The following is a 21,464-nucleotide window of genomic DNA, read 5'->3' on the forward strand; positions in this document are numbered from 1 at the left end:
GGTTCAGAACACTTGGAAGGGTACAGGAAAGGTGGTCTTAGCTTATAGAAAGCTTATAGGAAGCTTATACGAATCTTGGAAGATAAGTATAGAAAAGGTATATAAATATTTAAATATCAGTTTTTTACGGGAACTAAAACAATAGTTAAAACGAAAGCAAATGACAAACCTACACAAATTTTTTGTTAAAAACGCGTTTTTGTGGCTCTTGGTACTAATGGTGCTTATGGGCTACCTTATTCCTTATCGAGAAAGCTATAACGCTTACTTTAATTTAGGAACCTTTATCGATTGGGGGATTGTGATTATCTTCCTGCTCTACGGACTCAAACTGAACTTGCGAGAAGTGCTGAACGACGTTAAGAACTGGAAGCTACACTTGCTGGTACAAATAGCTACCTTTGTGCTGTTTCCGCTCTTGGTAATGCCTTTTTACAAGATAGCACAGGGCACAGAATTCTACGTGTTGTGGCTTTCGATATACTTTTTGGCTTGCTTGCCGTCTACCGTATCGTCATCGGTAGTGATGGTGTCTATCGCAAAAGGGAACGTGCCCTCAGCGATTTTTAACGCTTCTATCTCGGGGCTCATAGGAATCTTTGCTACCCCTATGCTAATGCACCCTTTTATGGAAAACAATAGTGGAGGGGCAGTAGACCAAGTAGCAATTATACAGCAATTATTATTAAAAGTGCTGTTGCCGATAGTATTAGGGCTCTTGCTTAATCCGCTGTGCAAGAAGTTTATAGAGCGTTACGGCAAACTGATAGGCAAGTTTGATAGGCTTATTATCCTGCTGATTGTCTACGAGAGCTTTTCGACGGCTTTTGTAAACCGTATATTTGGCAGTGTCCCACCGATTACTTTTGCGATTATCGCAGTAGCAGTGGTGGGAATGTTTTTCATTGTATACTATCTCTTGCAATGGGCGTCGCACCGTTTGCACTTTAACCGCGAAGATACAATTACTACTACTTTTTGTGGCTCGAAGAAATCGTTAGTACACGGGAGTTTATTTATGATGGTATTGGGTATTCCCGACGATAACAAAGTGATGTTCCTCTTGCCGATAATGCTTTATCACAGCTTTCAGCTGTTTTATGTGAGCTGGCTGGCGAATAGGATAGGTAATAGATAATTAAGGTAAAGCCAGTGAGAGCTCACAACTGGGTATGTGAGTAAAAGGAAACACGTTGCAAACAATAACGGCTAATAACTAAAATTATGACTATCAAAAACTGGGCGGATACCGATAAACCGCGTGAGAAGATGATTTCGCAGGGTAAAACAGCCCTTAGTAATGCCGAGCTTTTGGCGATACTATTAGGCTCGGGGTCAGCGGACGAGAGTGCTGTGGAGCTGAGTAGGCGCATTTTGGCTTCGGTGAATAATAGCTTGGCGACTTTGGGCAAACAGAGTTTGCAACAACTACAAACCTTCAAAGGTATTGGACAGGCAAAAGCAATTACGATTCTCGCCGCTACCGAAATGGGCAGGCGACGCGCTGCCGAAACTCCCGAACCACAGCCTAAAATAGAGGTAGCTCATAACGTTTTTGCCCTAATGCAACCTCTCATAGGCGAGTTGCCCCACGAGGAATTTTGGGTACTCTACCTCAATAGCACCAATCGTGTGATACACAAAGCACGACTTTTTTCAGGAGGGATTACCCATACTACCGTAGATATGCGACTGCTCTTCAAAACAGCGTTGGAGCAAGGAGCTATTGCGTTGATATTAGTACACAACCACCCTTCGGGTAGCACCACTCCCAGCAAAGAAGATATCGAACTCACCCAGAGAGTAAAAACAGCAGGAGAAATGTTAGACATCAAACTCTTAGACCACGTAATCGTTACCGAGAAAGAGTATTTGAGTTTTTTAGACGAAAGGCTTTTCTAATGGTGAATGATAAATTTGCTGATTTAGTAATAATGTAGTATTTTTGTCGCCATAAGAGTTAAACACTTCAATATAATGGAAAATATAGCTTCTCAAATAATTAATTGGATAAAGACCTACGCCCAGAACGCTCGTGTAAAGGGGTTAGTGATAGGCGTATCGGGCGGGGTAGACTCGGCAGTCGTCTCTACCCTTTGTGCGCGTACAGGCTTACCTACTCTCTGCCTCGAAATGCCTATTCACCAAGCTGAAAGCCACGTGAGCCGCGCTGAGGAGCATATAGAGTTTCTCAAAGCACATTATCCTAATGTGAACAATCTGAAGGTAGACCTCACTCCTGTATTCGACCAATTTGTGACACAAATACCCTCTACTGATAAATCTACTTACGAAATGGCACTTGCCAACACTCGTGCACGTCTGCGAATGACGACCCTTTACTATTTTGCAGGACTCGAAGGCTATATAGTAGTAGGCACGGGCAATAAGATTGAAGATTTCGGAGTAGGGTTCTTTACCAAATACGGCGATGGAGGGGTAGATATAAGCCCCATAGCCGACCTGATGAAGAGTGAAGTGTACAAACTTGGTGAGTATCTGCATATCCCAAAAAGCATTCTCAAAGCAAAACCTTCCGACGGGCTTTTTGGCGACGACCGTAGCGATGAAGACCAACTGAAAGCTACTTACGATGAGCTGGAATGGGCAATGCTCCAAACTGAGCAAGGCAAAAAAGCTGAGGAATTTAGAGGTAGAGAGCGTGAAGTATTCGAGATATATACCCGCCTCAACCGTGCTAACCAACACAAAATGCAACCCATACCGTATTGTAAGATTAGCAAATGAGAAAATTAGCAAATTGATAGATTATATGCCTGTGTGGCTCGCAGCAAATTAAAAAAATGAATATACTTATCTTAGGCTCTGGCGGTCGTGAACACGCTTTTGCCGTAAAACTACACCAAAGTCCGCTATGCGACACCTTGTATATTGCCCCTGGTAATGGGGGTACTCACACCGTAGCTACCAATGTGGCTATCAGCCCTACCGACTTCCCAGCACTGAAAGCCTTTGTACTCGAAAGACAGATTGCAATGGTAGTGGTAGGCCCGGAAGACCCCTTAGTGCAAGGAGTGTACGATTTCTTTACTGCCGACCCTGCCCTTGCTCACGTGCAAGTGATAGGCCCCTCACAGCAAGGCGCTACCCTCGAAGGAAGTAAAGAGTTCGCCAAAGAGTTTATGGTACGTCACCATATTCCCACAGCTAAATATGCGAGCTTTACTAAGGATACAGTGGAAGAAGGTTGTGCTTTCCTCAGCACGATGAAAGCCCCTTATGTACTGAAAGCCGATGGTTTGGCTGCCGGTAAAGGAGTTGTTATCTTAGATAACTTAACAGAAGCCCAAGCCGAATTGCGCCGTATGCTCATCAACGAAAAATTTGGGAAAGCAAGTACTAAGGTGGTGATTGAAGAATTCCTCGAAGGCATTGAGCTCAGTTGCTTTGTCCTCACCGATGGACAAAACTACAAAATATTGCCTACCGCCAAAGACTATAAGCGCATAGGCGAAGGTGATACAGGACTCAATACTGGTGGTATGGGGGCTGTTTCGCCAGTACCTTTTGCCGATGCAGCCTTTATGCAGAAGATAGAAGAGCGCATCGTAAAGCCTACTATTGCAGGATTGCACAAGGAGGGCATTGTATATAAAGGCTTTGTGTTCATCGGACTCATAAAAGTAGACGGTGAGCCTTACGTGATAGAATACAATGTGCGTATGGGAGACCCCGAAACCGAAGCTGTTCTCCCCCGTATAGAAAGCGACCTTATTCCGCTTTTCCAATCTCTTTACAACGGCACTTTGCCTTCACAAGAGCTGAAAGTAACCCCACAGAGCGCTACTACGGTGGTAATGGTATCGGGTGGATATCCTGAGGATTACCAGAAAGGAAAAGAGATTATAGGCATAGAAAAAGCTGTTGGTAGCACTGTATATCACGCAGGCACTGCTTTGAAGGAAGGTAAACTCCTCACCGCTGGCGGTCGCGTACTCGCCATTACTTCGCTTGGCGATGATTTCAAAGAAGCCTTACAACGCTCCTACGACAATATCAGTAAGATACAGTTTGAAGGTGCTTACTGGCGAAAAGACATTGGGAAAGACCTTTAAATGAGTTAAGTATTAAGAAAAAATAGGGAAGAGTTGTGTTCTGCAACTCTTCCCTATTTTTATCTTCTAAGTCGTTTAGCGAAACGCGCTATGTTCATCTCTTTAGGAATCTCTTTCTCTTCGTACACCGCTTCATAAAGTGTCTTAGCACAGAAGGGTGCATTGAGTACTCCCCTTGTCCCTAAACCGTTCAGCACCCAAAGATGAGGATACAACGGGTGGCTTCCTATTAAAGGTCTCCTATCAGCTACCGTCGGGCGCAAAGCCGCTTGGTGTGAGATAATTTCAAAAGAACAACGCACCATCTTGTGCAGTTTCTCTAATAGTTCTGTGCGAGCTCCCTCTGTAATCGTATCTGTAAGGTCTTCGGGGTCATAAGTTGCTCCCATAATATAAGTATCTCCCCCTAACGGAATGATACTACCATCACTTTTTAGGATAGTGTGCAACTGTAAATCGGGAGCGTAAAAGGTAAGGGTCTCACCTTTACAAGGGCGCATTGGCAAAGAGCAGAAATAAGGATTTTTACTAATGCCACAGCCCTCACAAAACACTATATTGTGGGCTTCCACTCCCCGATATACCACGTGTGTATCGCAAATCTCAAGTGCTTCATAATCGAAAGTCTTAGCGTGATAAACTCCTTCTTCCTGCCAACGTCTAAGGCATTCCGATAAGTACTTCTTCACTTCCACTCTCCCCGTACGCATTACTTCTCCAAAAAGAAAAGGAGCTGGTACTGCGGGATTGGTTTCGGGTACTAATGCAGTGCTGAGGTAACCCGAAAGCAAGGGCTGGTCAGCAGCAGTGAACCAGTTGTTTTGTTCTTCTACCGAAGCGAACTTTCGGAGCACAGGCATTGATATATGAAAAGAAACACCCGTTTTAGCCTCTATTTCGGCATAAAACGGCTCAATAATACTCATTACCTCTTCGGCTCGCCATATGGGAGTAAATCGCTTTAAAACTACCGGATTATACACTCCTCCCGCAATCAAACTAGCTACTTGCGAGCGGTCGGCTATCAAACAAAAGCTCTTGCCGTGTTTTTCCAAAAAGTTAGCGAAAGTAACACCTGCTAAGCCTCCGCCTATAATAATAAAATCATACATACCGATGTGCTCTTACTGTATTTGCGAAACTGCCGCAATCCCTTCTTTAGCCGAAAGTAAACTCACCACACTGCCTATACTCAAAACATCAGCGGTAGCAATCGTAAAGGTAAGCGTGTGATTTTCGGTGTCTTTTTCTACTTTTGTTATGCTCATTAACTTGCGTCGGAAAATAGCCGAGCAGATTTCTATAGTTTCAGCCACATTTAGTTCTTCTTCCTCATAAGTAACCTGAAAAACTCCTACAAAATTTCTCTTAATGAGCTGTGATTCCACTCTTTTGAGGAATATCATAATAATAAGCATAAAAGCAATAGCCACAACAGCGATATTGTAAAAACCCCAGCCAATACCCAAGCCTACGCAACCCGTAGCCCAGATACCCGCTGCGGTAGTCATTCCCGCAATACTTTCTCCGCGTTCTTTAATAATGCTACCAGCTCCTAAAAAGCCTATCCCGCTAATCACCTGCGCACCCAAACGCCCTAAATCGCTTTTGAAAAGAGCAGCCAGTTCAGGAAAATGTGCGTTAAAGTCAATAAGACTAACGCGTAATTGGTCTTGAATCATCGAAACTACCGCAGAGCCAAAGCACACGAGTATATATGTGCGAAAACCAGCGGGCTTGTGCTTGCGTTCTCGTTCAAAGCCTACCAATCCGCCAAAGACTATTGCTAAAAGCAAGCGGAAGCACACCACCCCAAGGGAGAGTTCTCCTACGAAGTGTGTATTAGAAAAATCGTTTAAAAGCTCGTTCATAATCTAATCATATAATGAGCGGTAAAGGGACTATCTGAGTTTCCTCAGTCAGTCCCTTCCCTTTCTTAATCCAAAAATTGTTATTAACTTTTTTATCATCTACCCTTCACCACATTCCCTCTTTAAAAGGTTGTTCACGATAGCCAAGTAAGTGAATAGTAAGACGTTATCTCCTAGTACCTATGGTATAAGGCCTCACACCTCCCCATTTACTAATTTTCAAATTTGCTAATTCTCTAATTTTTCTTTCCCCTTTTCGTCGCTACATTCCCCCTCTCTGAGGGGGCAAGGGGGAGGTTTCTTTTGATTTTTCGTCACACTCCCTCCTAGTGCCTATGGCCTGAGGCCTAGTGCCTTTTCTCTTTCTTTCGCCTCGAAACCCTCTTTTTACCATTTTTAGCCTTGTCGTATCACAGTATGAATCAACTACTTATATACCCTTTCTATAACAATCGTCCAAGATTCGTATAAGCTTCCTATAAGCTCTCTATAAGCTAACCCCACCCATCTTACACCCTTTTTTCATCAAATTCTCTCCCAGCCTCCTTTTGAAAATCTCCGTTTCCTTCCGAAACCCCTAACCTGTCCGATTTGTCCAACAAGCTAAACCTGTCAAAACCATTTTTATTACTACCCATTTTCTAATTTTCTAATCTGCTAATTTGCTAATTTCCCCGCCTGTCGTGCTACGACCGACCTCGTACTTTCTGTTCCCATTGCCAAGCCGAGCGCATCGCATCGTCCAAAGAGCTTTGGGCTTTCCAACCGAGTACGTTATTAGCCTTATCAGTGTTAGCATAAGCAGCGGTGATATCACCAGCTCGTCTACCTACAATTTGGTAGTTCAATTTCTTGCCCGATACCCGTTCAAAGCTTTGAATAACTTCCAAAATAGTACTACCTTTACCTGTTCCTATATTGAAGACCTCATAGTTTTCAGTATTCTTGCTTTCTAATAGGCGTTGAAGCGCAATCACGTGAGCTTTCGCCAAATCTACTACGTGAATATAATCGCGAATGCAAGTGCCATCGGGGGTAGGGTAGTCGCCACCGAAAACCGAGAGTTTCTCGCGCAAACCTATTGCCGTTTGGGTGATATAAGGCACTAAGTTCTGAGGTACGCCTAAGGGCAGTTCGCCTATTTCAGCCGAAGGGTGTGCCCCAATAGGGTTAAAGTAGCGCAAAGCAATTGCATTGAGCGAAGGAGTAACCTTGCAAGTATCGCTGATAATCTCCTCACTGATTTGTTTGGTATTACCATAAGGTGATTCGGCTTTCTTCACAGGAGCATTCTCAGTGATAGGCAACTCATCTGCCTGACCGTATACGGTGCAAGACGAACTGAAAATGAAGTGTGCTTTGGGCAACTTGCTCAGTTCTTGCAAGAGGTATACAAGGCTGGTAAGGTTATTTTCGTAATACAAAAGTGGTTTCTCCACGCTCTCACCTACCGCTTTAGAGGCAGCAAAGTGAATCACCCCTTGCACATCGCGATGACGCTTGAAGAAATCTTGTACATCGGCTTTATCACGCAAGTCGAATTTCTCGAATACGGGCATTTTACCTGTAATTTTAGCAATGTGGTCTTTTACATTTTCTTGGGCATTGGAAAGGTTATCAATGATAACCACATCAAAGCCTGCGTTTTGTAATTCTACAACGGTATGAGAGCCAATAAAGCCCAACCCGCCTGTTACTACTATTTTTTTCATTTGTTTATTAATTTCTTTTGGTTGTATTTCTTTATTACTTATTGCACTTTTTTCTCAACCTTATCACGTTCTTTGGTACCTATCTTACCGATGTACTTATCTTCTATTTCATCTAAGATGTATATTTTCATCATTTATTTTTAAGGTTTTCCTCTTCTTGTTCTCGATATTCTTTTACAAAATCTTTAAAAGGGGTAATATCAATAGTTGAAAAATCTGATTTGTCATAAATAGAAATTAAAAGGACAGACGTGGTTTCTTCATCTGTTGCTATATTGAGAATTACTTCGTGAGTAATCACTCTTGCTCCTCCTCTTTTGCCTTGTTTTTTAGAAGATATTTTAAGACGTATCTTCCTATATCCACCTCCTAAACTATTGCCTAAAAGTGGATTTTCTTCATATTCTTTTTTTAGTTCCTCAATGTCTTGTTTGAGGCTCTTGTACTTTTTAGCTAAAGTTTTTAATTCTTTAGCAAAATTGGGAGTTGCTTTAAATTTATAGTTCATTGAGCAATTCGTCTAAATCAATAGCTTCTTTTTTGCCAGCACGTATGTCGTCAGCCTCTTTTAACGCTTTAAAAAAACGTTTTTTGAGTTCTTTTTGTTCATTAAGTACAACATTTGATTTTGTACTATTTTCTTTAGTTTTAGTAATCGACACAAAATCAAGATTCTTAACGAATTCTATAAATGATAAAGCTTGCGGACTATTGTCTATGGTGATTGTGTAAGTCATTTGTTTTTATTTTATCGCCACAAAGGTACAAAAAAAGAAATGATTAGCAATAAAGTAGCTTACTTTTTGTGTTATTTCTTGCCTATTTTCATTACTTTTTCTTCAAAAGTTTCTCTCGGTACGATAGCTTTATTGCGCACGCGGGTGCGATAGTTGTAAATCGTATTGGTGGAATAGTGCAAGAAAGTGGCTATTTTAGAGCTATCGGTGATGCCTAAGCGGATAAGGGCAAAGATGCGCAACTCGGGGGTCATTTCGTGAGGTTTAGGGGCAAAACGCTCGTCTTCGGCTAATAGAGCGTTAAACTCGGTGATAAAGTGGGGAAATAGATGCAAGAAAATATCGTCGAACAGCTTGTAGAACTCTTTCAGCTCTTGCTCTATCATCTCGGTAGAGCGGAGTACTTTGTTGAGTTCGTCCCAATTGCGGTCTTTTGCTTTTTTGGTAAGCATTTTTTGATATTTTTCTAATTTGCTGATGTACACCGAGCACAAGTTGAAAAACTCGCCTATATAGGCTTCTTTCACTTCGTTGCTTTCGTTCAGTTGGGTTACTACCTCTCGCAGGTGTTCGTTGAGTTGTTCTAAATCTTGGTTTTTGTGGTAGAGTTCCTTGCGTATTTTGGCGATGCGCTTCATTTGGCGGGTAACCAATACTACGGCAATAATGAGGAAAACGGCAAACAATCCTACTAATAACAAGGCGTTGCGCAATTTGGCATTCTGACTGTGAATGCGTTCCTGATAGGCTTTTTCGATGATGGGGAAAATCTTCATCACCTCATCGGAACGCAGTTGAGCGTTGCAAAAAGTAGCGTCTTCCATCGCCGATTTGATACAAGTGTAAGCGTTCTCTACTTCGCCTAATTGAAAGAGCGCTGAAGCAAGTTCAAGCATCGAGGCGTTTTCTTTAATAGCATCTTTGATGTCGCAACTCGCCGAAATAGCAAAGTATTCTATTTGTTTAGGGACATTCTTTTTCTTTTTGTAGAGCGTGCCGAGCACATAGCCTAATACGGCTTTTTCGTGTTCATCGGTGTGCATTAGGGCGAAGCGGTCGAGTAGGAGTTTTTCGGCTTCGTCATACCTGCCGGCATCGGTAAGCACACCAGCATAGAGGAGGATATAGTGAGTGGATTTCTTATCGACTAAATTGAGGAGGAGGTCGCGGTAAGCATTGCTTTTAGCGATATAGGTTTTGGCATCGGGGTTGTTGAAAGCGTAGTTGTTGTAGAGGTTGAGGTAGCAGTTGTAGTACTGAATGAGCTGAGGTTCTTGCAGTTGTTCTTTATCAATAGCCCTGAGCAGGTCGGCAGCATCTAAGTAGTTGCCCGAAATGATGTAGAGAGAGGCAAGAGAAAGGCGGGAATCGTTTTGGAGGTCGGGTTTTTGAAGTTCTTCAGCGATGCGGATATTCTCTTTCACGTAGTACACTGCCGAGTCGGATATATAAGTTTTAAACTCGTCGAAGAGGCGTTGATTGATAGCATAGCGTTGTTCAGCAGAGGCTTTGGGCACTCGTAACAAGTCGATAGCTTCCTTTATTTTGCGTTCTTTTTGCTGGGTGTAGTTATCTTTCTGTTTGATAAGTGCAGTGAGGTTGTGAATGAGCTTTTGATTTTGCCCCATTTGAGCCAAAGCACAGTAGGGGAGTAGTAGGAGGGTTATGATAAGGCTTTTGTACTTCATTTTCAAACATTAATTTTCAGAGGCAAAAGTAAGAAAAATTAGCAAATTAGCAAATTTGTTTTGGTGGTTACAAAAAATAAATAGATTGTCCGAAAAGTCTCAAAATCACATTTGCATCGCTATACTTTGTCAAAGTTTTTGCCTGTGTGGCTCACACCTTTGGCAAAGTTGATTATGATAATCAATTGCTTTTAGTTACATTGTAGGGGCGATTTGCAAATCGCCCTCACAAAACAAAACTTTTCGGACAGATTTCTATTTCACTATTATATTACTGTAATTGCTATCGTTTTTTTAATCCTTTGGCTTGTGCCTTATCGGTGAGGGGGTACAAGCTAATAGCATAACCTCCGCCTGCTACTGAGTGCAAAGTGAGTTTGCTCTTGTTGGTTACCAATACTTTTTGAATGGTATAGGCTTGCGGATTGGTTTTGTAGTTAGCATCTTTGGCATCGGCGTAGATAGTAGCTACATAAGTAGTTTTGGGCTCTAAGAAACTGAAATGAATCTTGGAGGTAAAATCCTTGCTGGCAGTATTGCCTATAAACCAATTGCGAGTGCCTTTGGCTTTGCGTGCCACAGTGATATAAGCCCCTGGTTCGGCTTCTAAATAGTGACTTTCGCTCCAATCGAGAGCAACCTCTTTGATAAACTGAAAAGCATCGGGAAAACGGCGGTAGTTCTCAGGAAGGTCGGATGCCATTTGCAGCGGACTGCTCATCGTTACGTACAATGCCAATTGGTTTGCCAAAGTGGCATTGCAGTGTGAATGATTGTTGGGGTTGTTCTTGCTGATGTCCATTTCAAACACCCCAGGGGTATAGTCCATTGGTCCGCCAATGAGTCGGGTGAAGGGCAACACACACACGTGATTAGGCTTGCTGCCGCCAAAGGCTTGGTACTCACCTCCGCGTGCCGACTCGTTGCCTATGAGGTTAGGATAGGTGCGACACAAACCCGTAGGGCGCACTGCCTCGTGCGCATTCACCATAATGCGGTAGTCGGCGGCTTTTTTAATAGCATAAAGGTAGTGATTATTCACCCACTGACTGTAATGGTTTTCGCCTCGCGGAATGATATTGCCCACATAACCGCTTTTTACGGCAGGGTATTCGTATTGGTTCATCAGCTGATAGGCTTTGTCCATAAAACGCTCGTAGTTGCGGATAGACGAGGAGGTTTCGTGGTGCATAATCATCTTAATTCCCTTGCTTTTGGCGTATTGGTGAATAGCTTCAATATCAAAATCGGGGTAAGGTGTTTGGAAGTCGAATACCAAATCTTTAGAGTGTCCAAACCAATCTTCCCACCCGATGTTCCAACCTTCTACCAGTACGCCATCAAAACCGTTTTCGGCAGCAAAGTCAATATATTTCTTCACATTTTCGGTAGTAGCCCCGTGCTTGCCGTGGGGTTTGAGGGTAGTGTAATCGGTTTTACCGATATGCACACTGGGTACATCGTAAGTATACGACCATTCTTTCATACCGGTAATCATTTCCCACCATACCCCTACGTACTTCATCGGGTGAATCCACGAAGTATCAGCCAAAGCACAAGGTTCGTTGAGGTTGAGGGTGATATCCGAAGCCAAAATGTCGCGGGCATCATCGCTTACAATTACCGTACGCCAAGGCGTTTGGGCAGGGGTTTGCATATAACCTTTGGCGCCGTTGGCATCGGGGGTAATCCACGATTGGAACACGAAGGTCTTATCGTTGAGGTTGAGGTGCATCGCCCCGTAGTTTACTAAAGCAGCTTCGTGCAGGTTGATGTAGAGCCCATCGTCAGTTTTGAGCATTAAAGCAGTTTGTACACCTGTATCCGAAAATCCTGTTTGTGCTAAATTCGCCTGACGCCTTTTTTGGTTGATAGCGCGTATTTCGGAGAGGCGCGATTGCTGGTAGTCGTACTCTTGGGTATCATAATCCCCTGGTATCCACCACGCTTGGTGATCACCCGTCATTGCAAACTCGGTGCGTTCTTCTTTTATCACAAAGTAAGGCATTTGTTTTTGTTCGGGGAACTCATAGCGGAAGCCCAATCCGTCGTCAAACAATCTAAAACGCAGGTTCATTTCTCGGTGCGTGTCCTTCTGTTTGAGGCTCACCAATAGCTCGTTGTAGTGGTTGCGAATGTTTTGGCTTTCGCCCCATACGGGTTGCCAAGTTTCATCAACGGTTGTATTTTGGGTATTTACCACTTCAAAATTATGGTAGAGAGAGGTGTTTACCCCCTCTTTTTTGGTGATTTCAGCGCCAAATTTCACTTCATTGGAGCTAAATAGTTCAATACCTAATCTACTCGGTTTAACTACTTCTTTTCCCTTGTAAAAAAGCGAATAGACAGGAGTACCTTCCGCGCTGAGCGAAAAAGAGAGTTTCAGCGCTTTGTTAGGCGAAAATAACTCCTGCGCTACAGCAGTAGCACAGGAGAGGATAGTTATTGTTATGAAAGTAAGAAATCTCATATTAAAATCCTCACCCCCGTTCCCCCTCTCCGAAAGAGAGGGAGGCAAGATGCAGAAAGGGTGTTTTTATTAAAATTCATTTTGTTAGTTAAAGTGCTGTCCTACAAGCCCCTCCCCTTGGGGGAGAGATTGGGGAGGGGATTAATACTCTATCACCACCATATCCCAATAGCTGAGGGAGGGGAGGGTGAAGGTAATTTGGTTGTTGTTATAGGTAAATTCTACGGCACGAGGAGCACCGCCAAAGAGGTCGGGGCTGGCGAACCACACTTTTTTGGGTTGTGCGGTTACAGTAACAGTAGTTTTAAGGTCGGTTACTGTGGTAGGTTTCTTTTGAGTACCGTTAGTATCACGCCAGTCCATAGAGGTTACCCCGTTGAAATTGATAAGATGCACCACTTCTTTGCTATTTACCTTTTTGCTCACACAAGCAATTTGGTCTTTGGCTGCAGGCCAAGCCGCTATGGTTGCATTTTCGGCAGTTACCTGCGCTGAGGTATAACTACCGCCGTCACGCAATAGGTTTTGGTAAGCCACCAAGAAATCGTAGTAGGTAATGAGCGCTTTTTTGAGGTCGGCTTTCATTTGGAGGTTTTTGTTAGGGAAATATTCATTGGCGAGGTAGTGTTCGCCTATCTCTAAATGAGCCCCTCCGAAGGCAAAAATCACAGCATTGGCGAGCAATACGCCAGGTTCGTTTACAAAACCTGCATTCTTAGATTTTTCATAATCCATATAGGCAGCCAAAACGGTTTTAAGTTGGTTGTTGCTACGATTGTAGTTATCGAGGATAATGCGAGCTAACTGGTCGTAGGTTTTTTCGTCCCATACTTCAGTATATAGAAAATCCACTTTATTAGTGCCTGCTATTTCAGTTTGACCGTATTGCCCTACCGCGTTCATCACAAGGCGTTTGTTAGGGTGTGCTGTTTTCATTGCATTGATAAATGAAGCGTATTGAGGCAAGAGGTCTATGCTATTGCCATTGTAATTGTACACCGTGCCACGTCCCCCGAGTTGGTCGATGTGATAGCCATCGAAATCAAAAACGGCATAGACATCGCTGTTGCGCCCTGCTAAGTAGTTTTGCCAGTGCGCATTACCAGGGTTGGTGAGGTAGATACTACTGCGGGCAAAGTCGCCTAAGATATGAGCGTCTTTCTCTTTATGCTGATTGTCTTTGTAGAGGAACCACTCTTTGGCAACGCCATCAGCTTCGGCATTTTTGAGCGCCCCAAAAGCTAAATTGTAGAACATTGCTTTCATACCCTTGCTATGAGCAGCGCTGATATAGCCACCTACAGTAGAAAGAAAAGTGGGACGTTTGAAGAGGTCTGGCCACTCATTAGCAGGGTTTTGAGGGGTGCCAGCCAGCGGTTTGTGGTGGTCGTACATCCAGTCGTAGAACTGAATGCCATTGATGTGACAGCGATTCATAAAGTCAATATTCTTCTCGATAGGCTCATTTTTGCCATAAGAGGACAAGAAGCCATAGCGGGGGAATTTTGTCCAATCGGAAGAGACATCCACAGCGATACTGCCGTAAGTATTTTGTTTACCGCCAGCTTCTTGGTATATTTCCACCAAATAACCTCGATAGTCATCGGTAGGGGTTACCCATTGCCAAGAGGCGCTGGTAAGGGCTTCTTCTTTAATGATTTCGCCTAAGTGAGAGTAGCGCACTTTGTAGGAACCAGAAGGCATACTCGCCAAGGAGAAGCGCACCGTGCTACCAGGGGTGTAGACCGCCTTATCGGTGCTGATATCTATTTTCAAATAAGTTTCGCCATAAGTAATAGGGTTGTTGCTCGGTGTATCGTTCTTCTCGCAAGAGAAGAGGCTGAGCGTAGTGGCGAAGAATAAAGTATATAAAACTTTCATTTTCAATTAATAATTAACAATTAATAATTATGCCTCTCTCCCGTTCCCTCTCTCCTTGGGAGAGAGGGGCAATCCGCAGATGCGAACGGAAAGGAGGGTTGTTTAACACGTATAAAGATGTTTTGTTCTTGAACTCTCTTAAACTCCCTCCCCTTGGGGGAAGCCAGCGAGTGCACACAGCTGGGTATGTGGAGACTTTTTAACTTATTGCTTTTTGATTATCACCTTTTGGGTGAGTTGGTTGAGGGTGATTTTGTAGGTGCCCGCCTCAGTGATTTTCCACTTGTTATCGGGGTTAGAGCCGTGAGCACTAAAGAGCATAGGTTCTTCAACACCAGCGGGCGCTTTATCAGCTTTAGAAGCTAAGAACCAGTCGCCACCCCAATCGCTTTTCTTGTCGCAAGAGAATTTGAGTTCGCCCGCTTTCAAGTCACCTTCCCAAGTAAAGACATTAGGATTGCTGTTATCAACAGCCATAGTAATAGGATTGTTGATATCCCAACCAGCATCGGTGGCACTACCAATCATATACATTCCTGTATAAGGAGTGAAAGGCACAATGTCAATCTTCATCGTACGAGTGTTGAGCGTAATCTTGTAAGTACCTGCTGCAATTTTCCATTTGTAATCGGGGTCGCCAGCCCATTTCTTCACAGGGAGGTCGCTACCTTCAGCCGTATTATTTTCTTTCGGACGGAAGAATACTGCTGACCAATCACCTTCTTTAGTACCTATTTTGAACTCACCTCCGTTGCCTAAATCGGCATTGTAGTGGAACACAAATGGGTCGGCAGGGTCTACGGTCATTTTCTTGAAGCTCCAACCGGTAGGTTCACCTACGAACCACAACTCGGTATATTCAGGCGCTTCACCTTTGGTGATGCTTATAGTGAGGTTGATGAGGTTCACTTTTACGGTATAGACACCATTTTCGGCAATGGTAAATTTCTCATCACTTGTATCGGCATCGGTTTTGCGGAAGTGCAATTCGCTATTATTACTGCCTTTGCCATACGATGGTATAAACTGACCTTTGGTAGTGATGAACTTGATTTCGCCAGCAGCCAATCGTCCTGACCACGCAAAGGCTTTAGGAGTACCCTCAACAGGTTTCATCTCTTCGGCTTGATCGGCACTCCAACCGTGAGGGGCAGCACTACCGATGATATACAACGTATTACTGATAGGGGTATGCGTTTTGAAAACCACCGTCTTCACATTGGTGTGTTGTTTCATTCCCTCGCCAGAGGCTACTTGAGCAATGATGCGTACTTCCATCGTAACTTCGGTGTCTGCCGCAACTTTGAAAGTATTGAGCAATAGGTTGTTGAGTTCCTCGTTTTTATACACTCTCTCATAGGCTTCACGACCTACATTCTCGCTGATACCTCCCGCAAAGTTGTTGCCTTGCACATCCATTTGGAAAGTATAGGTGATAGCGGCATTAGTTCCGCGATTGGAAGCCGCCGTCCAAGTGAACTTGATCGCTTCTTGTTCGGGGTTGGCAGCGTCTAAGGCGACATTTTCTTTAGGAGCTTTCAATTCAAAGGGTTTCCCCTCTTTGAAGAGCTCCATATAGTCCTCTTTTTTACAGCCCGTAAGGAGCAGTAAGAGGAAGGCGATGTATAAATGGTATGGTTTCATATTAGTTTGTGTCCTCACCCCCTCCCCCTCCCCCTCTCCGAAGGCGAGGGGGAGGGAAACCGCAAAAGCGACAAGGGTGAAATTGTTTTTATTTGTTAATTAAGTAATTTGTTTTAATTGCCTGTGCGGCTCGCACTACCAACCTGGGTTTTGGGTGAGGTTAGGGTTGGCGTCGCGGTCTTTTTGAGGGACGGGCAAAAGCAGGTGTTTCTCGCGGGCGTTGGTTTTGCCTATGGAGTGCAAGAAATTGAGCGCATACTGACCGTTGTCCCAGCGAATCATATCAAACCAACGATGTCCTTCAAAAGCGAGTTCTATACGGCGTTCGTGGCGTATTTTCTCACGCATTTGCGCTTGAGTGAGGTTCTCTATATCAGCGCGATGGGTAAGACCCGCACGGGTGCGCACTTTGTACAAAGGTACTTCAGCTTCCGTAGTGCGACCCAATTCGTTGAGGGCTTCCGCTTTCATTAGGAGCACATCGGCAAAGCGGAGCGCTACAAAGTTGGCAGGGTTGGTATTGAAATCAGGCGACTGACTTAGTGGCACTAAAAACTTGCGCACATTGTAGCCCGTGTTAGACATTGAAGCGCGGTATACATTTCCTTCAAAATTAGGACAACCCTCGTAGAGAATCGTCTTATCTTTGCGGAGGTCGCCCGCCTCGTATTGGTCTACAAACTCTTGTGTAGGCTGATTCCACCCATAAGCACCACCTACCCAACCGCTGTTGCGAGGACCCATAAAGGTACTGAGCCAAGAGGCTTGGTTTTCTTCGCCCCAGAAATCGTCTTTGGTAAGTCCGTAATACTGAATTTCAAAGATAGACTCGGCAGTGTTTTTGTTGCGTTCGGCAGCGCCAAAACAATCGGAATAATCAGGATTAAGGGTATAACCGAGGTTTTCGACAGCGTTGCACATTTCAAGAGCTTCGCTATATCTGCCCAAAGTGAGGTATACTTTGGCAAGCATACCCGCTGCAGCACCTTTGGTTGCGCGACCTTTATCGGCATTGCTATATTGCTCGCGTGTGGGCAATAGGTTGAAAGCCTCTCTGAGGTCGGGGATAATCACCTCGTTGTATATCTTCATTTTGCTTTGACGGAAAGGCGTTTTGTTAGTCAAACTCTCTTTAGGGTCGAGCTGAAGAGGCACATCGCCAAAGAGTTGCACCAAAAGGAAATAGTAGTGCGCGCGGAGGAATTTGGCTTCACCGATACAGCGGTTTTTGATATCCTCAGGGATATTGGCAGAAGGCAAAGCTTTTAGAGCCGTATTGCAATAGAGAATACCAGGGTTACAACCGCGCCATATTTCGAGCGCCAAAGGGTTATCGGCAGTTGCGTTGAAGTTGGAAAGAGTGATAGTTTCGAGTCCGTCGTTACCACCTCCAGCGCCTACGATGCTGTTGCCTGCTACGATGTCGAGCGTCCAGAGGCGCATATTGTAGAGGTTAGAGCGTTGCAAGGGTTTATAAGCCGAATTGGTAAGGGCAATTGCCGATGCCGCATCGCTTATGTTTTCAGCACTTGAATCTTCATAAGGGGTCTTGTCCAAAAACTTAGAACAAGCCGTGAAGAGCGGAAATGCTAATAGGGTGATGTATAATATCTTTTTCATAGTTATTGATCCTCTCCCCCGTTCCCCCTCTCCTTGGGAGAGGGGGGCAAGCCACAAAGGCTGCAGAGGGGTAATATTGTTTTATGGTTTATAATTGTGTTTTTATTGCTCTCACCCGTTTCCCACATACTCCGCTTTCGCGGACTTTTCAAAGAGAAGGAAACAATCTCCAAAGATAACAAGTAAGAATTAAATACTCACTTCTTCAGATTGTCCCCCTTCGGGGGAACGGGGGTTATTAAAACTGCACATTTAATCCAAAGCTAACTGTGCGGGTTACAGGATAAGTACCGCCATCAACGCCACCAGTGCCTACTTCGGGATCCATACCGCTGTATTTGGTGAAAGTATAGAGGTTTTGGCAAGACAGATATACGCGCAACATATCGGTGTGGAATTTTTGAGTAACCTCTTTAGGGAGCGTATACCCCAAAGTTACGTTTTTGATACGCAAATACGAACCATCTTCTACAAAGCGGGTAGAGTGACGCGCATTTTGGTTGGGGTCGCCATAGATAGCACGCGGAATGCTATTGCTAGTGCCCTCGCCAGTCCAACGGTCTTTTACTTTGGCAATTTGGTTTTGTGGCACCGACATTCCCTCTTGCCATATACGGTTGGCATTGTAGATATCGTTGCCTGCTACGCCTTGTAAAAATATTTGTAAATCGATGTTTTTGTAGTTGAAATTGTTGTTCATAGAGAACGTCCATTCGGGGAATGGATTACCGATATAAGTACGGTCTTCGGCATTGATGACCCCATCGTTGTTGAGGTCGCGGAACTTCACATCACCAGGGGCGGTACCGTTTTCCACTTGAGTAGCATAGTTGTCCACCTCGTTTTGGTTTTGGAAAAGTCCGTTCATTACATAGCCATAGAAAGCGTTCACAGGGTGACCCTCGGAGAGGATTTGCAATTTGGTGAGGAACGCCTCAAAACCAGTGAACAAAGGCACACCATCGTTCATTTTCACGATTTTGTTGCGGTTGAACGATACGTTTACATCAGTATTCCATTGGAAGTCCTTTTTATTTACATTCACTGATGACACTGTAAGCTCTACCCCTTTGTTTTCCACTTTACCAGCGTTGATACTTGGCACGTTGATATCCGAATAACCAGAGCTTACTGATACCGCCATAGGCACCAACATATCGCTGGTGTTTTTGATATAAGCATCGAAAGTGAGGTTCAAGCGGTTTTTGAGTAGTGCAAGGTCAATCCCTCCGTTGAATTGCTCTACGGTTTCCCATTTCACATTAGGGTTAGGCATCACGTGAGGATAGAGGGTAGAAACCAAATTGTTGTTGAACACATATTGCCCTGTGCGCAATTTGGTGAAATAAGCATAGTTATCAATACCGCCTTGGTTACCGGTCATACCGTAACCCACGCGCAATTTCACATCGTTTACATAGTCGTTTTTAGGGAAGAAAGACTCATTTGATGCGCGCCACGCCAAAGAGAAAGAAGGGAAAGTACCCCAGCGGTTTTCTTTGGAGAAACGCGAAGAACCATCGCGACGCACCGTAGCAGTGAGCAAGTACTTATCGGCATAAGTATAGTTGAGTCGCCCAATGAAGGAGAGGATAGCCCAATCGTTCATCGTACCGCCTACCGTAGGGTTTTCCAAGCCTTTGCTGAGTTGGTTTTGCTGGTCGCTCAAGAAGTTGCTCACACTTGCATTGATTTTGCTATACACGTTGTTTTGCGCACTGGTGCCCACCATCACATTGAGGAAGTGCTTTTGGGCAAAAGTATTGGTATAAGTGAGTGTGTTATCCCAAAGGAGGGTAGTGCTCTTGTTAGCATCTTGATAGAGGTTAGAAAGCGGATTAGGTATTGGTTTCCAGTTGTATTTAGGGGAGAAACTGCGGTTGTCCCAATATTTAAAATCGAGCCCTCCAGTAGTTTTGAATACCAAATGTTTTACAGGAGTAATCTCGGCAAAGATATTGCCCAAAATGTTATAGCCTTTGGTAGTGTTTTGTCCGTTGATAAGGGCAGTACCTATCACGTTGCGGATATCGCTGTACTGATGGGCAGGCGAATCCGGACCTGAGTAGCTACCGTCTTCATTGTAAATAGGTTGTGTAGGCAAAGAAGCCATTGCCATACGGATGTTGTAGTCGCCCGATTTCTTTTCGTCGTGGCTGAGAGTGAGGTTGTTGCCAAACTTAATCCACGGTTTTACGCGCGACTCGCCGTTGAACTGCACTGTATAACGGCGGTAAGAAGTGTTAAGGATAATCCCATCTTGGTCGAACACACCCCCTGATACGTAGTAATTACTCTTGTCGTTACCACCTGAGTATGAAAGCGAATAGTTACGCATAAAAGCAGGACGGAAAAGCGCTTTGAGCCAGTTGGTGCCTTCCCCCCAGTCTTCAGGATTGGCGAAATCAGGACGTTGTGTAAGCGGACTCACCCCAGGGGTGCGGTTGTAGTTGGCAATCATTTCGTTGTGAAAAGAAGCAAACTCGCGGGCGTTGAGCATCACAGGTAAGTTGGTAGCTTGTTGGAGAGCTACATTGGTGCTAAACGACAGTTTGCCGTCGCCATTTTTTCCTTTTTTGGTAGTGATGAGCACCACCCCATTGGCACCACGAGAACCGTAAATCGCTGTTGCCGAAGCATCTTTCAGCACATCGATATTTTCTATATCATCTACATTGAGGGCGTTGATACCGAGGTCGGTAGGTACTCCATCGATAACCAGTAGCGGTTCGCTGTTGTTAATCGTACTGATACCGCGAATGCGAAACGACACATTGTCACCAGGTTTTCCCGCCGAGGTTACTTGCACCCCAGCAGCACGCCCTTGGAGAGCTTCCCCAGCATTGGCAATAGGTTTCTCTTTGAGGGCTTTGTTAGACACTGAAGAGACAGCCCCCGTAAGGTCTTTCTTGCGGACGGTACCATAGCCTACCACCACTACCTCGTCTAACAGCTCTTGTTCTTCTTTGAGCACGATAGTGAGTTGGTTTTGGTTGCCTACCGCTACATTTTGGGTGTGATACCCTATAAATGAAACCGATAGCGTGGCTTTAGCAGGTACTTCTATCGTGAAATTCCCATCGAAATCGGTAGTAGTACCCTTAGTAGTGCCTTTCACCACCACCGATGCCCCCAGTACGGGCTGGTGTTTTTCATCGATTACCTTTCCGCTAATCTTTTTGTTTTGGGCAGAAAGGGCGGTAGAAAGCAAGCTAAAAAGTAGTAGCAAGGCGAGCTTGCCAATACTGTTTAATAAAGTTCTTTGTTTTCCTTTCATCTTAGTTAAAAGTTAAGAGGTAAGAGTTTGTGCCTGACACCTGTCCCCTGACACCTGATACCTAATTCTGGCGCAAAGATAAAACGTTAAAGATATACTAAAAACATTGGATAGTGAAAATATAGATAAGTAAAAATGTAGCTGTTTGATAAACAACAAAATAAAAAGAAAGTGGTAACGAAAAATATAGAAAGAATGTAAAAGTAATTAACAAAGAACATTTGACAAAGGATAATTTGTTATGTGTGCGTGGTGTATTAAAATAACAATTCTATGAAAAAACTTATTATTTCGGCGCTCCTTGCCACAACTTTATTTATTTTACTAGGCAAAAGAGGGTGGCAAATATTATAACGTTAACAATCCTCAAAACTAAGTAGACTTGTCGTTTGTCTTTTCAGATAATAACACCAAGTTCACCTACAGCACACAAAGCCAAAATAGCTTAGTAACGCTATACTTTACTAAAATAAAATAACGATAATCAA

Annotated in this window: 15 protein-coding genes; 4 read left to right on the forward strand and 11 right to left on the reverse strand. The window is 44.0% G+C overall.

Features of this window, described 5'->3' with window-relative positions; translation table 11 throughout:
- The first annotated feature begins 160 nt into the window (after positions 1-160).
- The 4 genes from HMPREF1320_RS07770 to purD all read left to right on the forward strand — a co-directional run bounded on the left by HMPREF1320_RS07770 (position 161) and on the right by purD (position 4,076).
- On the forward strand, positions 161-1,138 hold the full coding sequence (locus HMPREF1320_RS07770) for a bile acid:sodium symporter family protein (protein ID WP_009418166.1): 978 nt from the start codon (positions 161-163) through the stop codon (positions 1,136-1,138).
- Positions 1,139-1,224: 86 nt separating this feature from the next.
- Positions 1,225-1,902 (forward strand): RadC family protein, encoded by a 678-nt coding sequence (radC, locus tag HMPREF1320_RS07775; protein ID WP_009418205.1) that lies wholly within the window; start codon positions 1,225-1,227, stop codon positions 1,900-1,902.
- A gap of 75 nt (positions 1,903-1,977) precedes the next feature.
- Positions 1,978-2,748, forward strand: coding sequence for an NAD(+) synthase (nadE, locus tag HMPREF1320_RS07780; protein WP_009418214.1), 771 nt, complete (start codon positions 1,978-1,980; stop codon positions 2,746-2,748).
- A gap of 56 nt (positions 2,749-2,804) precedes the next feature.
- Positions 2,805-4,076 (forward strand): phosphoribosylamine--glycine ligase, encoded by a 1,272-nt coding sequence (purD, locus tag HMPREF1320_RS07785; protein ID WP_009418189.1) that lies wholly within the window; start codon positions 2,805-2,807, stop codon positions 4,074-4,076.
- Positions 4,077-4,135: 59 nt separating this feature from the next.
- Here purD and HMPREF1320_RS07790 read toward each other — a convergent pair whose 3' ends face one another.
- The 11 genes from HMPREF1320_RS07790 to HMPREF1320_RS07840 all read right to left on the reverse strand — a co-directional run bounded on the left by HMPREF1320_RS07790 (position 4,136) and on the right by HMPREF1320_RS07840 (position 20,976).
- A complete protein-coding gene (locus HMPREF1320_RS07790; protein ID WP_009418223.1) occupies positions 4,136-5,188 on the reverse strand; it encodes an NAD(P)/FAD-dependent oxidoreductase in 1,053 nt (350 codons plus the stop codon).
- A gap of 12 nt (positions 5,189-5,200) precedes the next feature.
- Positions 5,201-5,947, reverse strand: a complete 747-nt coding sequence (locus HMPREF1320_RS07795) for an MgtC/SapB family protein (protein ID WP_009418211.1) — start codon at positions 5,945-5,947, stop codon at positions 5,201-5,203.
- Positions 5,948-6,633: 686 nt separating this feature from the next.
- Positions 6,634-7,659: a UDP-glucose 4-epimerase GalE gene (galE, locus tag HMPREF1320_RS07800; protein WP_009418161.1), complete on the reverse strand. Its 1,026-nt coding sequence runs from the start codon at positions 7,657-7,659 to the stop codon at positions 6,634-6,636.
- A gap of 130 nt (positions 7,660-7,789) precedes the next feature.
- Complete coding sequence (locus HMPREF1320_RS07805) at positions 7,790-8,167, reverse strand: hypothetical protein (RefSeq protein ID WP_009418167.1); 378 nt, start codon at positions 8,165-8,167, stop codon at positions 7,790-7,792.
- On the reverse strand, positions 8,157-8,396 hold the full coding sequence (locus HMPREF1320_RS07810; protein ID WP_009418182.1) for a hypothetical protein: 240 nt from the start codon (positions 8,394-8,396) through the stop codon (positions 8,157-8,159). Before HMPREF1320_RS07810 ends, HMPREF1320_RS07805 begins: the two co-directional genes overlap by 11 nt.
- A gap of 71 nt (positions 8,397-8,467) precedes the next feature.
- The gene (locus HMPREF1320_RS07815) at positions 8,468-10,084 is read right to left on the reverse strand and encodes a DUF6377 domain-containing protein (RefSeq protein WP_034554393.1); all 1,617 of its coding nucleotides are present in this window, start codon (positions 10,082-10,084) and stop codon (positions 8,468-8,470) included.
- A 283-nt stretch (positions 10,085-10,367) separates the two neighbouring features.
- A complete protein-coding gene (locus HMPREF1320_RS07820; protein ID WP_009418196.1) occupies positions 10,368-12,554 on the reverse strand; it encodes a glycoside hydrolase family 97 protein in 2,187 nt (728 codons plus the stop codon).
- A 141-nt stretch (positions 12,555-12,695) separates the two neighbouring features.
- Positions 12,696-14,435: a glycoside hydrolase family 66 protein gene (locus HMPREF1320_RS07825; protein ID WP_009418188.1), complete on the reverse strand. Its 1,740-nt coding sequence runs from the start codon at positions 14,433-14,435 to the stop codon at positions 12,696-12,698.
- A 204-nt stretch (positions 14,436-14,639) separates the two neighbouring features.
- Positions 14,640-16,079, reverse strand: a complete 1,440-nt coding sequence (locus HMPREF1320_RS07830) for a SusF/SusE family outer membrane protein (protein ID WP_034554411.1) — start codon at positions 16,077-16,079, stop codon at positions 14,640-14,642.
- Between the two features lie 135 nt (positions 16,080-16,214).
- Positions 16,215-17,699 carry a RagB/SusD family nutrient uptake outer membrane protein gene (locus tag HMPREF1320_RS07835; protein ID WP_009418177.1) on the reverse strand — a complete coding sequence of 495 codons (1,485 nt, stop codon included), beginning with the start codon at positions 17,697-17,699 and terminating at the stop codon, positions 16,215-16,217.
- A 238-nt stretch (positions 17,700-17,937) separates the two neighbouring features.
- Entirely contained in the window at positions 17,938-20,976 is a 3,039-nt protein-coding gene (locus tag HMPREF1320_RS07840) for a SusC/RagA family TonB-linked outer membrane protein (protein WP_009418212.1), read from the reverse strand.
- Positions 20,977-21,464: the final 488 nt, after the last annotated feature.

Origin of the sequence: Capnocytophaga sp. oral taxon 335 str. F0486 (genome assembly GCF_000277665.1) — a bacterium.
Taxonomy (GTDB): domain Bacteria; phylum Bacteroidota; class Bacteroidia; order Flavobacteriales; family Flavobacteriaceae; genus Capnocytophaga; species Capnocytophaga ochracea.

Coding starts and splice junctions, on each gene's coding strand:
- HMPREF1320_RS07830 (WP_034554411.1), bottom strand. CDS start 16,079: ATGAAACCATACCATTTATACATCGCCTTCCTCTTACTGCTCCTTACG.
- HMPREF1320_RS07835 (WP_009418177.1), bottom strand. CDS start 17,699: ATGAAAAAGATATTATACATCACCCTATTAGCATTTCCGCTCTTCACG.
- HMPREF1320_RS07770 (WP_009418166.1), top strand. CDS start 161: ATGACAAACCTACACAAATTTTTTGTTAAAAACGCGTTTTTGTGGCTC.
- HMPREF1320_RS07815 (WP_034554393.1), bottom strand. CDS start 10,084: ATGAAGTACAAAAGCCTTATCATAACCCTCCTACTACTCCCCTACTGT.
- radC (WP_009418205.1), top strand. CDS start 1,225: ATGACTATCAAAAACTGGGCGGATACCGATAAACCGCGTGAGAAGATG.
- HMPREF1320_RS07795 (WP_009418211.1), bottom strand. CDS start 5,947: ATGAACGAGCTTTTAAACGATTTTTCTAATACACACTTCGTAGGAGAA.
- galE (WP_009418161.1), bottom strand. CDS start 7,659: ATGAAAAAAATAGTAGTAACAGGCGGGTTGGGCTTTATTGGCTCTCAT.
- nadE (WP_009418214.1), top strand. CDS start 1,978: ATGGAAAATATAGCTTCTCAAATAATTAATTGGATAAAGACCTACGCC.
- HMPREF1320_RS07820 (WP_009418196.1), bottom strand. CDS start 12,554: ATGAGATTTCTTACTTTCATAACAATAACTATCCTCTCCTGTGCTACT.
- HMPREF1320_RS07790 (WP_009418223.1), bottom strand. CDS start 5,188: ATGTATGATTTTATTATTATAGGCGGAGGCTTAGCAGGTGTTACTTTC.
- HMPREF1320_RS07810 (WP_009418182.1), bottom strand. CDS start 8,396: ATGACTTACACAATCACCATAGACAATAGTCCGCAAGCTTTATCATTT.
- HMPREF1320_RS07805 (WP_009418167.1), bottom strand. CDS start 8,167: ATGAACTATAAATTTAAAGCAACTCCCAATTTTGCTAAAGAATTAAAA.
- purD (WP_009418189.1), top strand. CDS start 2,805: ATGAATATACTTATCTTAGGCTCTGGCGGTCGTGAACACGCTTTTGCC.
- HMPREF1320_RS07825 (WP_009418188.1), bottom strand. CDS start 14,435: ATGAAAGTTTTATATACTTTATTCTTCGCCACTACGCTCAGCCTCTTC.
- HMPREF1320_RS07840 (WP_009418212.1), bottom strand. CDS start 20,976: ATGAAAGGAAAACAAAGAACTTTATTAAACAGTATTGGCAAGCTCGCC.